A 12,513-nucleotide genomic window follows, 5' to 3' on the forward strand; every position below is an offset into this window, starting at 1 on the left:
CGTCGTTCAGTGTTGCGGGGCCGGCGATCCCCTGCCGGTCGTGTCGCGCCTCATGCCAGCAGCCTCGCCTGCAGGCCGGCGCGCGTGTCGTCGTCCAGGCCGCCCGCCACCCTGAGGTAGCGGTCGACCGAACCGTATTCCTGGTCGATGCGCCGCAGGGCCGCGTCGAGGTATTCCGCCTCGACACCGAACAGCGCGTCCAACATGGCGGCATCGGGTTCGCGGCCCACCTGGCTGCGCACGATGTCGCCGAGCGTTTCTTCGAGGCGCGGATTGCGTGCCACGCGTGCGGTGTGCAGGTAGTCCTCGTACACCACCTCGCGCGGCATGCCGAGCGCGAACAGCAGCATCGCCGCGACGAAGCCGGTGCGGTCCTTGCCCACCGTGCAGTGCAGTACGGCGGGCGGGCAGTCGCTCCGGGCGAGCCGCGCGAACAGGCCGGCGAGATGCCCCGCGAACGCTGCCGGCATCACCGCGTAGGTCGTGCGCAGCATCGCGCGCGCGCCTTCGCGATCGGGCCGTGCGCGCAGAATGGAAATCAGCGGTTGGGTACCTGCGCGCAGGTCGGCGTCGATGTCGCACGACAGCACTTCGGGCGGGCTGCCCGCATGCCAGCGGCTGGGCTGGGTATGCTTCTCGTGCGCGCTGCGCACGTCGATCACCAGCCCGATCCCCAGCTCGCGCAGGATGCCGAGGTCGCGGTCGGTGAGCCAGGTCAGCGCGTCGGAGCGGTACACCTGGCCGTGACGCACCACCCGCCCCTCGCCGTTGCGGTAACCGCCCAGGTCGCGGAAATTGGGCGCGCCGTCGAGGCCGATGCGCCGTTGGCCCACTGCGCCCACCGTGTCGGCGCTCACGGCTTCTGCACCGCTCCGCCGTCGACGATGAAGCCCTGGCCGCTGACGAAACCGGCGCCGTCCGACGCCAGGAACACCGCCACCGGGGCGATGTCGTCGGGCTGGCCGAGCCGCCCGAGCGCCGCCTTGCCTTCCCAGAAGGTGCGGAAGGCGTCGTCCTGGGCGAACGCATCGCGGGTGATCCCGGTCACCACCGCACCCGGCTGGATCAGGTTGGCCGTGATGCCGTATAGGCCCAGCTCGCTGGCGAGGCACTTCGTCAGGCCGGCGACGCCGTGCTTCGTCGTCGCGTAGGCCGACAGGCCGGCCGAACCGAAGGACGACATCACCGAGCCGATGTTGATGATGCGCCCCGACTTGCTCGACTTGAGCAGCGGCAGCGCGCCGCGGCACAGGCGAAACACCAGCGTCAGGTTGATCAGCACGGTCTGGTCCCACAGCTCGTCGCTGGTTTCCTCCAGCAGCGCATAGGGCGCCACGCCGGCGTTATTCACCAGCACATCGAGCCGTCCCCAGCGTTCTGCGGCGGTTTTCACGATCTGTTCGACCGCGCCGGGTGCGGTCAGGTCGGCCTGCATTGTCACCAGACCGGGCCGGCGCGCATCCTCCGCCGAGAACGCACTGCGGTCGACCGCCAACACTTCGGCACCGGCCTCGATATACGCATGGGCAATGGCCTGGCCGATGCCCGATGCCGCCCCCGTCACCAGCGCGACACGTTTTTCCAGCACTTTTTCCACGTTCAGCTCTCCACGCACAGGGGATTCAGATCGAGGTGCCGCCGTTCACATCGAGCATCGCGCCGGTAATGCCGCCGCCTTCCTCGGACGCCAGCAGCACTGCCATCGCCGCGACCTCGCCGACGGTGTTCAGGCGCTTGATCGCTGCGTTCTTGGCGTACTCGACCTTGTATTCCTCGTACGAAATCCCGTGCGTCTCGGCGACCTTCGGACCGACGGTCATCATCAGGTCGGTCTCGACCGCACCGGCGAGGATGGCGTTGCAGGTGATCCCGATCGGCCCGTTCTCGAACGCCACCGCCTTCGTGAAGCCGTTGATGGCGTGCTTGTTGGTGATGTAGTGGGACACGGCGATCTTGTTGGCCTGGCGCCCCTCGACCGAGGAGATGTTGATGATGCGGCCCCACTTCTTCGGGATCATGTGGCGCAGCGCGCGCCGCGTGCCCCAGAAGGTCGCGTTGAGCATCCAGTTGAGCGCCTCGTTCCACGCCTCGTCGGAGAGATCCACGACCGGGTTGAAGCCCGACGAGCCGCCGGCGTTGTTCACCAGGATGTCGATGGTGCCGTAGCGTTCGACGGTCTTGTCGATGAAGGCTTCGACATCGGCCTGCTTGGTGACGTCACCGGCGATGAAATACGCGTTGTCGCCGGCATCGAGCTCCTCGATCGCCTGGCGCCCCTTGACTTCCGAGCGCCCGCTGATGGCGACCTTCGCGCCCTCGGCGAGGTAGGCCTCGGCGATGCCGCGCCCGATCCCGCGCGTCGCGCCGGTGATCGCCACCACCTTGCCGGCGAGCTTGCCGGCCTTCGCTGCGTTACTCATGAGTGCTTCCTCTTCAGGTCTTGGCGATGCCAAGTGATTTATGGATGGCGCCGCTGTCGTGATAGTCGGCTTCGCGCGTGACCACGCCGTTGCTGATCTCGAGGAAGCTCATCCCCTCGGAACGCCACTTCTTCCCGCGCGCCACGGGGCCGAACATGTCGTCCCGCACCGTCGCGCTCATGACCCAGCTCAGCGCGACCCCCTGGTCGTTCACCCAGTACCGGTCGGGCAGCAGCACGAGGTCGGGCCACAGCGCGAGGCCCTCGGCAAAGAACTTGCGGATCGTGTCCCAGCCGCGGTGTTCGCCGCCGACGATGTCGTACAGCACGCAGTCCGGGGCGAGATACGGCTTCGGCGCATCGGCGTTGCCGCTGCTCCAGGCGGCAAACAGCTTTTCGGCCAGGTCGATGCGCGAATCGCGTTGACTCATGAATGGCTTCTCCTTGTCAGGCAGTAAGGGGCGTCGTGCGGTCGGGCGCTCACTTCCAGCGGTCGGGTCCGGACAGCACCGCCTTGATGCGCCGCGCGACCTCGGCCTCGTAGTCGAAATCCCAGGTCGCCTGCCACATCGCGTCGACGCGCGGGGTCGCGTCGTCGGCCAGCCCCTGCCGCAGGAACCACTCGTAGGTGTGCACGTGGCCGGTCCGGAAGTCGTAGCGCGGCTTGAAACCGAGCAGGCGACCGGCCTTCTCGATGCTCAGCGCGCTGTGGAAGAAGCTCCCGAACAGGTGTCCGAAGGCCGGCTTCGTCAGGTGCGGCAGCAGGTCGTCGGGCACCGGCACGATCTCGGGCGTCGCGCCGGCGATTTCCGCGAGCGTGCGCACGTACTCGTTCACCGTCACGGCCTCGCCGGTGATGTTGAAGATCTCGCCGGCCGCCGCGCGCTTGCCGACGCAGCTCGTCATCGCCTCGCACAGGTCGTCGACATGCCCGTAGGACACGGTCACCAGCCCGCCATGCGGCACGAGGATCGGCCGCCGCTGGCGCAGGCGGATGAACATCGGCGCTTCCATGTCGAAGATGTTGTTGTCCGGGCCGTAGATCGCCGCCGGGCGGATCACCGTCGCCGGAAAGCCGGTCTTCGCGTGACGCGCGATCAGCAGCCGCTCCATCGCCGCCTTGAAGCCGCCGTAGGTCTCCGGCCCTTCGATCGAATCGGGGTCCTCCTCGCGCCACGGCATGACGCCGCGGCCCTGCTTGTAGGCCATCACCGAGCTCGTATAGACGTAGCTGCCGGTGTGGCCGTCGAAGAGATCGATCAGCGTCTGCGCGTCCTCGCCGCCCGAGGCCATGACGAAGCCCGACACGTCGAACACCGCGTCCCAGTCCTTGCCGCCGAGCGCGGCGCGCATCGAGGCGGCGTTGGTGCGGTCGGCCGCGAGGTGCTTGACCCCGGGCGGCAGCGCCGACGGCGTCTTGCCGCGGTTGAGCACGGTGACGTCGTGGCCGCCCGCGACCAGCGTCTGCACCATGTGCTTGCCCACGAAAACCGAACCGCCCAGTACCAGTGCCTTCATCGTCTCGTCTCCATTTGTATTCTTGTGCCGCGGGGCGGCGCACGCGCCACCCCGCGTTCGCGCTCCGGTCAGATCGTGCGGCCGGCGCGGTCGCCTTCGCGGAAGGCTTCCATCGCGGAGCGCGCTGCGACGACGTCGCCCGCGGTGACGACCTTCCCGTATTTCTTCAGCATCCCCAGCAGCTCGTCGGCGGGCGTCGGCGCGATGCCGGCGACGACGAAGTCGAACGCCTCCTCGACGACCTCGCCGCTATAGACGTCGCGGTAGGCTGCCTTGCCGTCGCGGATGCCGGTGAAGACGGTGTTCGGGCGCAGCTGGACGCCGAGCTTGGGGAACAGGTTCAGGTAGTCGTTGAGGTTCGTGAAGCCCATGTTGGCGCCGAAGTGCAGGAAGGGCGTGACGACCGTGACCGCGCTGCCGCGCTGGGCGAGGCTCTCGGTGACGAGCGCCGTCTCGTAGTTGGCGCGCATATCGACCACCAGCGAGCGCGTGCCCTTGAGGTCGAACTTCTGGCCGTTGAAGAGCCCCTGCGCGGCGTCGTCCGACGAGATGACCGGCACCGAGTCGTCGCTCGGCGCGCCCAGCTGCGTGTTCGGCTTCGCGCCGGTCGCCAGCACGATCACGTCGGGCGCGAACGCCTTGACGAAGGCCTCGTCGACACGGGTCTGCGTCTGGACCTTCACCTTGAGGATCTGCAGCTCCTGCTCGATCCACGCCGTCGAGGACAGCAGGTTGGCCGCCGCGCCCATCGTCTCGACCTGGTTGAGCCGCCCGCCCAGGCGCCCCGACGCTTCGGCGAGCGTGACGTCGTGGCCGCGGCGCGCCGCGATCTCGGCCGCCTTCATGCCGGCCGGCCCGCCGCCGATCACCAGCACCCGCTTCGGCTCGGTCTTGACCGCATCGAGCGCCTTGAAGCGGTTCTCCTCGTTGACTTCGGGATTGTGGAAGCAGCTGATGTTGAAGTAGATCGCGCGGTCGATGCAGCCCTGCTGCGCCCCGGTACAGGTGCGGATGCGGTGCGCCTGGCCGGCCTCGAGCTTCTTGACGATGTCGGGATCGGCGATCTGGGCGCGCGTCATGCCGACGAGGTCGCAGTCGCCGGCCTGCAGCGCCTGTTCGGCCAGGTCGGTGGTGGGGATCTTGCCGACGCCAATGACCGGCACGCGCCCGCCGATCGCTTCCTTGAGGCCGCGCGTGAGCGGCAGGAATTCGCCGAACGGGTGGCGGTAGGAGCCGATGGCGCGGGCGTAATGCACGCCGCCGGCGCCCTCGGAATGGTTCAGGTAATCGAACAGCCCCGTGCCGACCAGCTCCGAGGCGACCTTGCACAGCCCCTCATGGCCGAGGCCGCCGTCTTCCGGCCGGATGAAGTCGTCCGACGACAGACGGAAACCCATCACGGCCTTCGATCCGATCGCATTGCGCACCCGCTTCGCCAACGTCTTGGCGAAATACATCGGCTCGCCCCACTTGTCGGTGCGCTTGTTGCCCCACGGGCTGAACGACTGCTGGATCAGGTAGCCGTGCGTGCCATGCAGCTCGACGCCGTCGATGCCGCTCTCGACGGCCACCACCGCGGTGCGCACGAACGAGTCGATGACCTCCTCGATCTCGTCGTCGCTCATCTTGTGCGAACCTTCGCCCTCCGACGAAGGCTGGCCGGAGAAGCCCCACAGCGGCTGGAAGTCCGCACGGCAGTCGGACTTGCCCGTCACGCCGTAGTGGAACAACTGCGAGATGCACTTCGTGCCGTGCCGGTGCAGGCGAGTGGAGATCTGCGCGAACTTCTTGCGGATGTCCTTTTCCTCGTAGAGGAAGTGGAACAGGTTGGGCGAAGTTTCGTGAACGTGCATCGCCGTGAAGATGATCAGGCCGGTGCCGCCTTCGGCACGCCGCTCCTGGTAAGCCATGTAGCCCTCGCCGCTCGAGCCGGGCTGGAAAAAACTCACGTCCGCAGCGTGCGCCGTCGACACGACGCGGTTCTTCAGTTCGATCGACCCCAGTTGCAAGGGACTCAGGATTTTCACGTTTCACTCCTCCGTTTCGCTTCCTGCGGGTCGTCATGGCCCGCGGGGGATGGGCTCTGCCTCTCTGTTGCGGTTGCCTTTTCTTGTGTTCCCTGCCGGCGACCCGGCCTCCCGCCGCCGCGAACCAACGCACCGTGCTTGGCCCGCGCGAACCCGCCCGCAGGCCTCACGGCCTGCGGCGATCAAGGGGAACGAAACGGGGAAACAGGCGCGCCGACGGCGGCCGAAGCGAAGGCCGCGGCCGGCTTTCAGCCGAGCAGCGCCCAGGACGGGTCGCCCTTGCCGTACTGGCCGCGCTTGGTGATCTCGCCGATGAGGCGCTTCTCCTCGACCATCGCGCTGACGGGCTGGTTGATGTCCCAGTCGAAAACGAAAGTGCGACGGGCGATCTTCCACACGCCGCCGCTGCGCCGGTATTCGTCGAGGTAGCGTCCGCCGATCAACTGGTCGAGGCGCTCGCCGTCGAGCTTCACGGTGCTCGCCGCGAACACGTACACCTCGCCGCGGGCGCTGTCGCCATCGAGGCGGAAGTGATGATTGGTGACGGTATGAAAGCTGCGCTCGCGCAGCTCGCTGGGAGTCGTCACGATGCGCACGAATTCGCTCGCCGGGCCCTGGAAGCCGCCGCAATCGACCTGCGCGTCGGCGGTCCATACCGAGCCGAACAGGTCCGCGTCGCCCCGGTCCGCGCCGCGGCAGTAGGTGACGCTCAGTTCGTATAGCGCCTGCTTCGATGCCAGCTCGTCGAGCAGGCGGTTGGCCGAATCCACGTTCATTGCTGTCTCCATCCCTGGTGTTGTCGTTGCAACCCGTCCGGCGTCATCGTGCCGCGTCACCGGCGTTACCGGCTGCCATGCGGCTGTTCCTTCCGGGCAAGTTACGCCCGCATAACAAACAAGTCAACTTGTTTTTTTCTATCCTGTGAAACGCCCGCGGATGCCTGTCTGCAGCCGCATTGCGGGCCTCGTCCCGCCTCACCGCAGCTCGTCCGAAAAGCCCGGATACGGCCCCGAGACGACGCATTCGAGGTGGCCGATACCGATCTCGGCGGGGTTGTCGCGGTTGGTGAAGCGGCCGAAATTCTCCGCCCACGCATCGGCACGCGCCTTCACCCGCCCGGCCGGATCGACCAGCCGCCCCGGCTGCGAGACGTCCCACACCTCGCCCTCGTGATGGTCGTCGCCACGGTAGATGCCGCGCCCGAGGTGGTCGTCGAAGCCCTGCCAGTAACCGCCCCCTTCGAGGTACACCGGATCGGTGATGACTTCGGCGAGAAAGCGCTCCCACACCCCGTCGGGCCGCTGCAGCGACACCGTGCCACGCCGCAGCCGCCGTGTTCCCGGCGCGAAGTCGAGTTCATGCTCCACGTTGACATAGGCGAACGGTTCGCGCGCGTCGCCGCGGGGATACAGACACACCGCCTCGAACATCGTCAACACTCCGGCCGCGCTGCGGTGAAACTGCCAGAAGACGCTGCGGTCCGGAAAGCGGATCCACACCCACTGGCGCAGCCCGATCGGTGCCGACGGCCGCCCCGGCGCAGCGTGCGCCAGCACGGGACCTCCGGTGGCGCCCAGCCCCCAGGAGTGGTCGCGCACGCCGGTCCAGCGCGTGGCGTCGACTTCGTGGCGCTCGCCGCCGACCTCCAGCCACCCCGTTACCGTGCACACCTGCGCGTAGTTGCTGCGCTCGCCGACCAGCCGGCCGCCGGACCACTGGCGCACGTATTCTTCGTTGTAAGGTTCGGTGACGCCTTCCCACACGAGGTCGTAGCGGATCCCGTACGGATTGTCGCCGGCGCGAATGCGCAGCCGCCGCAGCCCCTCGACGATCACCACCGCCATCGCGCCGCAGTCGAGATCGTCGATGCGCGGCCGCAGCCGGCGCGAAAAGCGCATGTTGTGCTGCCGCCCGCCCGATGCCACGCAGGTGAACGCGTCCATGACGTCGTTGTTGGCGTAGAGGCGCAGCCCGGAAAAGAAACCGACGCGCCCCGCGGCGTCGCCGAGCGCGAAGTAGTAGCCGTCGTTCCAGTGCGGCGAGCTGGTGCCGACGCTGTCGAAGGTCAGCCCCAGCTGGTGCCGCGGATATTCGTCCAGTTTCGTCAGTTTCACGGCGAATGCCCTATCTAAGGGGTGGGGACGGCGGCGCGTCAGGGATTCGTGATGCCGTCGAATTCGCCGATGATCGCCGCCTCCAGCATCCCCAGCCCGACCTCGCCGGGAGCGTCGAGATTGGTGAAGCGCGCGAACTGCTCGGCGTATTCCGCTCCCGGCGGCGCGGGAACCTCGTTCCCCTGCAGGTCGAACACCCGCACCGGATGCGAGACGTCCCACACTTCGCCTTCGAGCACGTCCTCACCGCGATACACGCCGCGCCCGAGCTTGTCGTTCCAGCCGCCCCAATAACCGCCGCCCTGCATGTACACCGGCTTGCTCAGCACGTCGATGCGGAAACGGTCGGCGCCGCCGTCCGGCCGGACGAGATCGACACGCCCGCTCTCCAGGCGCGGGAAGCAGCCCTGCCAGGTATGCTCGCCGATGCGCACGTCGCGGTAGGCCCAGCCCTCGCGGCCGGACTCGTACGGGTAATCGACGCGGCTGTGGATCGTGCTGGCGTCCTGGAAACCGGTGCCCGATGCCGAGTAGCTGCCGTCCTGGTTGCGTTTGAAGCCGTAAAACAGCGACCGTTCGGGGAAGCGCACCAGCGCCCAATGGCGCATGCCGGCCGAGCCCCACAGCGACTGGCTGCCCGCCGCCAGCGGCGGTGCTGCGTAGCGGTTGGGCTTCTCGCCTTCGCCGGTGTGGCCCATGCCCCACGAATGGTCGCGCGCACCGACCCAGCCGTCCTGCGGACCGAACGTCCACGAACGGTCGCCGATGCGCACCGTGCCGGAGACGTAGCCGAGCTGCACGTAGTTGGAACGCGCGCTGACCAGCCTGCCGTCGGCGAAATGCTGCACCGCCGGCGCCTCGTAGTACGGCGGCGCCGCGCTCTCCCAGCGGATGTCGAAAGCGATGCCGTGGCGGTTTTCCTCGCAGCCGAACTCGATCGTGCGCAGGCCGCGCACGATGCGCTGCCAGAACGGCCCGACGCGGACGTCGTCGATCGCCGGGCGCAGGCGGCGGCTCGCGCGCAGGTTGTGCTGCCGCCCGTCGCCGGTGCTGGCGATCACGTAGGCGTCCATCACGTTGGTGTTGTGATAGAGCCGGATCGCGGTGATGAGGTTGACCTCGCCTTTCGGGTCACCGATGCAGAACCAGTAGCCGTCGCTCCAGCCGGGGCTGGGGTTGGCCACCACGTCGAAGGTGTCCAGCGTCTGGTGGCGCGGCCACTCGTCCATCTCGGTCAGCCTGCACTGTCTGCTCATGCAGCGTCTCCTGCGAATATAGATAGGGGCCGGCGCCCGCCGCCCGGCCACGATGCCGGACCAGGCGCCGGCCCCGCCGCGGCGCTCAGCCTTCGAGCACCGTCTCGCAGAGCTTCTTGACGACGTCCAGATGCACCGCGGTGGCGATTGCCAGCAGGTTCGGCGCCGGATTGACGCCGTCGACGTAGAGCTTGTGCGAGGTCTGGTCGAGGCACACCCCTTTCAGGATGTTCACCGCCTTCCAGAAGTGCAGGCGGCTGCGGTCGAGCGGCTTGCCGATGGTGCGCTCGATGCGCGCGATCCAGTCTTCCTCGGGCAGGTACGGCGCGCCGCGCATCCAGATCACGTAAGCCCAGTCGTCGTATGGATCGCCCAGCGCGGTGAACTCCCAGTCGTTGAGGATCGCGATGCGCCCGTCGTGGTGCATATAGTTGCCCGGCCCGGGGTCGCCGTGCACGAGGGTGATTTCCTCGGCCGCCACCGCGTTGTTGCGCAGCCACTGCACGCACTCGGCCACGAGCGGCGACGGCTCGCCGACCACGTGGGCGCAATACACGCCGTACAAGTGGTCGACCGCGCGGCGCGCCGGCGCGGCCAGGGACTCCGGACGCTCCAGGTGGTCGAAGTTCGCCGTCTTGTAGTCGACGCGATGCAGCTTGTGCAGCAACTGCAGGTACTCGTCGACGACCTCCTCGGAGAACACGCTCGATCCGGGCACGAAATCCATCGTGAAGAAGGGCTGCCCGAGGACGTCGTTGGTGGTCTCGTAGGACAGCACCTTCGCCACGGGGAAGTCGACCTTGTGCAGGGCGCGCATCGTCGCGACCTCGTTGCGGCTGTCGGAGCCGAGGTGTCCCCACTGCTCGATGCGCGCGACGACCTTCTTCTCGACCGGCCCTTCCTCACCCTCGTAGGCGACGTCGAGGATGTACATCGCCCGCGACTGCCCCATGGTGATGCGCTTCTCGCCGCACAGCCTGAGCTCGCCCTTCGCCTTCAGGGTCCGGGCGAGATAGGCCTTCAGTTCCTTTTCGCGTTTCTTCAGGCTCATATCTCACCCGCCATGCCACGTACAAATGCACCCATCATCGGCGCGGCGGCGCCGATTTCCTCGTCGAGCTGCGCGTACAGTTCGGCGCGCAGGGTCTTCTGGATCGCCGCGGCGGTGTCGCCGGGGTTGTTCTGCCCCCACACCAGCATCTGCGACGCCGCCACGAACGGCGACTTCTCGGCGAACGCGGCGAGCAGGTCCTTGTCGCCGCGCTTGTCGACGACCGCTTGCAGGCTCGCCACCTTGGCCGCCAGCGCGCTGCGGTGTTCGGCGCCGCGGTCGCGGCCAAGGCCGCCCAGCGCGTATTCGAGGGCGCCGATCAGCAGGCTGGCGTTGAAGCGCGCCCATTCGTCCTCGGCCAGCGGCGCGACCACCTCGCGCAGGGTGACGATGCTGTTTTGAATGATCACCCGGGGGTCGGGTGGGACAGGTAAGGTCATGTTCCGGTACTCCGCGACATGCGTTGGATTCGTGTGTGAGCGGCGGCCGATGCCGGTCAGGCGCCGGTGATGGCGCCCCGTTCGGGACGGGTCATCTTGCGGCGGCGGGCGAAGTGCGCTTCCCAGTCGTCGCAGATGCCCTGCGGGCCGGACCAGTAATCGATTTCGAGGCACACCTTGCCGTCGCGGAACTCCAGCCGCGACATGCCTTCGCCGCAATGCCAGCGCCCGCGGTTTTCCGGCCCCTTGCTGTCGTCGGTGATCTGCAGGTACATCATCCACGACAGCGCCATGCCGTTATCGCCATTGACATAGACCTCTTCCGGCACCACGCGCAGCTTGCCCGCGGCCCAGCCCCAGAAGTCCATCACCTGCTTGTGGCCGCGCATCGGCTCGGCGTGTCCCGCCAGCTCGCCCGAATGCGACAGCGTGTCGCGCATGACGAAATCCTCGGTGACGAAGGGCACGAACGAGTCCGGCGTACTGCCGCACCAACCTTCGAGGAAAAGCCGCTTGCCAATCTCGATTTCCGCCTCGGTAACCGCCATCACACACTCCGTTCAGTAGTCATTAGAAAGTGCGGCGGTCCGCCACGCGACGCGGCGGACCGCCCCCGCTGCAGGCAAGCCTCAGGTCGCGGGTTCCGAGCTGACGTCCGGCAGGCGCAACAGGTGGTTGCCGCAGTCGACCGGCAGCACCTGGCCGGTCATCGACGAGGACAGGTCGCTGGCGAGGAACAGCGCGACGTCGGCGCAGTCATCCACCGTGGTGATTCGACCCAGCGGCGACTCCTTGATGAAGGCGACGCCGATCGGGGTGTTCTGCGTCGACATGTCGACACGCGTCTCGTCGATCGGGGTCATGCCGCCGTAGCTGTTCATCGCGGTCGGCACGAAGGTCGGCGCGAGGCAGTTGAAGCGCACCTTGGCGTGGCCGTACTCGCGCGCGGCGATCTTCGACACGAAGTGCATCGCCGCCTTGCAAGCGGAGTAGCTGGAGATGCCCACCGGCACCATCACGGCAGTCGCCGAGGTGACGCTGATCACCGAGCCGCCCCCGGTGGCCGCATGGGCATTGCCGAAATGCTTGAGGAAGTAGAAGGCGCCGTTGAGCTGGACATCGGTCACTTCCTTGATGCCTTCCGGGGTGAGCTCGGAAATCATCGCCGGGCGCACCACACCCGAGGAGTTGATGCTGAAGTCGATGCGTCCCCAGCGCTTCACCGCGGCGTCCGCCAGGGCCTTGACGTCATCGTATTTGGTGATGTCGCAACGCATCGGAATCGCGCCGGTCTTGGCCGCGAGCTTTTCGAGGTTGTCCATGCGGCGCGCCGCGATGATCAGCTTCGCGCCCTCTTCCGCGAAACGCTCCGCCATGCGCCAGCCGATGCCGCTCGAGGCACCGATGATCACGCCGACCTTGCCATCCAGAATACCCATTGTCTTCCTCCGGTGTTTTGAGTGGTTACGAAAGCTTTCGCCGCGATCGGCGGCGCACTTCCGGTCTGAAAAGAAACGCGTCCTGCAAACATCCCGGCAAGGGCGGGAGGCAGCCGGGACATGCTGTCCGCCGCACCGCCTGCCCTGTCGCCGGGCCGGTCAGGGTAGGCGCATAAACAATATTGATTCGTTCATGTACCAGCCATATACCCAAGTTACGCCCCGAAAACAAACAAGTCAACTTGTTTT

The 12,513-nt window shown here is 67.3% G+C and carries 13 protein-coding genes; all 13 read right to left on the reverse strand.

The features are described 5' to 3' along the window. Positions 1 to 50 precede the first annotated feature (50 nt). Positions 51 to 857, reverse strand: a complete 807-nt coding sequence (locus tag F464_RS28245) for a tyrosine-protein phosphatase (protein WP_018989714.1) — start codon at positions 855 to 857, stop codon at positions 51 to 53. Then, positions 854 to 1,597 carry an SDR family NAD(P)-dependent oxidoreductase gene (locus F464_RS0110255; RefSeq protein ID WP_018989715.1) on the reverse strand — a complete coding sequence of 248 codons (744 nt, stop codon included), beginning with the start codon at positions 1,595 to 1,597 and terminating at the stop codon, positions 854 to 856. The genes F464_RS28245 and F464_RS0110255 overlap by 4 nt, the downstream gene beginning before the upstream one ends. A gap of 25 nt (positions 1,598 to 1,622) precedes the next feature. Continuing rightward, on the reverse strand, positions 1,623 to 2,420 hold the full coding sequence (locus F464_RS0110260) for an SDR family NAD(P)-dependent oxidoreductase (protein WP_018989716.1): 798 nt from the start codon (positions 2,418 to 2,420) through the stop codon (positions 1,623 to 1,625). A 13-nt stretch (positions 2,421 to 2,433) separates the two neighbouring features. Further along, positions 2,434 to 2,850, reverse strand: a complete 417-nt coding sequence (locus tag F464_RS0110265; RefSeq protein WP_018989717.1) for a nuclear transport factor 2 family protein — start codon at positions 2,848 to 2,850, stop codon at positions 2,434 to 2,436. A 49-nt stretch (positions 2,851 to 2,899) separates the two neighbouring features. Then, positions 2,900 to 3,937, reverse strand: coding sequence for an NAD-dependent epimerase/dehydratase family protein (locus F464_RS0110270; protein ID WP_018989718.1), 1,038 nt, complete (start codon positions 3,935 to 3,937; stop codon positions 2,900 to 2,902). A 68-nt stretch (positions 3,938 to 4,005) separates the two neighbouring features. Beyond that, positions 4,006 to 5,964 carry an oxidoreductase gene (locus F464_RS0110275; RefSeq protein WP_018989719.1) on the reverse strand — a complete coding sequence of 653 codons (1,959 nt, stop codon included), beginning with the start codon at positions 5,962 to 5,964 and terminating at the stop codon, positions 4,006 to 4,008. Positions 5,965 to 6,212: 248 nt separating this feature from the next. Next, positions 6,213 to 6,740, reverse strand: coding sequence for a nuclear transport factor 2 family protein (locus F464_RS28250; protein WP_018989720.1), 528 nt, complete (start codon positions 6,738 to 6,740; stop codon positions 6,213 to 6,215). Positions 6,741 to 6,938: 198 nt separating this feature from the next. Next, the gene (locus tag F464_RS0110285; protein ID WP_018989721.1) at positions 6,939 to 8,078 is read right to left on the reverse strand and encodes a hypothetical protein; all 1,140 of its coding nucleotides are present in this window, start codon (positions 8,076 to 8,078) and stop codon (positions 6,939 to 6,941) included. A 38-nt stretch (positions 8,079 to 8,116) separates the two neighbouring features. Further along, a complete protein-coding gene (locus tag F464_RS0110290) occupies positions 8,117 to 9,334 on the reverse strand; it encodes a hypothetical protein (protein ID WP_026295902.1) in 1,218 nt (405 codons plus the stop codon). Positions 9,335 to 9,419: 85 nt separating this feature from the next. Continuing rightward, entirely contained in the window at positions 9,420 to 10,385 is a 966-nt protein-coding gene (locus F464_RS0110295) for a phosphotransferase family protein (protein ID WP_018989723.1), read from the reverse strand. Continuing rightward, positions 10,382 to 10,825: a hypothetical protein gene (locus tag F464_RS0110300; RefSeq protein ID WP_157353675.1), complete on the reverse strand. Its 444-nt coding sequence runs from the start codon at positions 10,823 to 10,825 to the stop codon at positions 10,382 to 10,384. Before F464_RS0110300 ends, F464_RS0110295 begins: the two co-directional genes overlap by 4 nt. Positions 10,826 to 10,881: 56 nt before the next feature. Continuing rightward, positions 10,882 to 11,373, reverse strand: coding sequence for a nuclear transport factor 2 family protein (locus tag F464_RS0110305; protein ID WP_018989725.1), 492 nt, complete (start codon positions 11,371 to 11,373; stop codon positions 10,882 to 10,884). Between the two features lie 81 nt (positions 11,374 to 11,454). Continuing rightward, complete coding sequence (locus F464_RS0110310) at positions 11,455 to 12,264, reverse strand: SDR family NAD(P)-dependent oxidoreductase (RefSeq protein ID WP_018989726.1); 810 nt, start codon at positions 12,262 to 12,264, stop codon at positions 11,455 to 11,457. Positions 12,265 to 12,513 lie beyond the last annotated feature (249 nt).

Source organism: Aromatoleum toluclasticum ATCC 700605, assembly GCF_000378245.1.
Taxonomy (GTDB): Bacteria; Pseudomonadota; Gammaproteobacteria; order Burkholderiales; family Rhodocyclaceae; genus Aromatoleum; species Aromatoleum toluclasticum.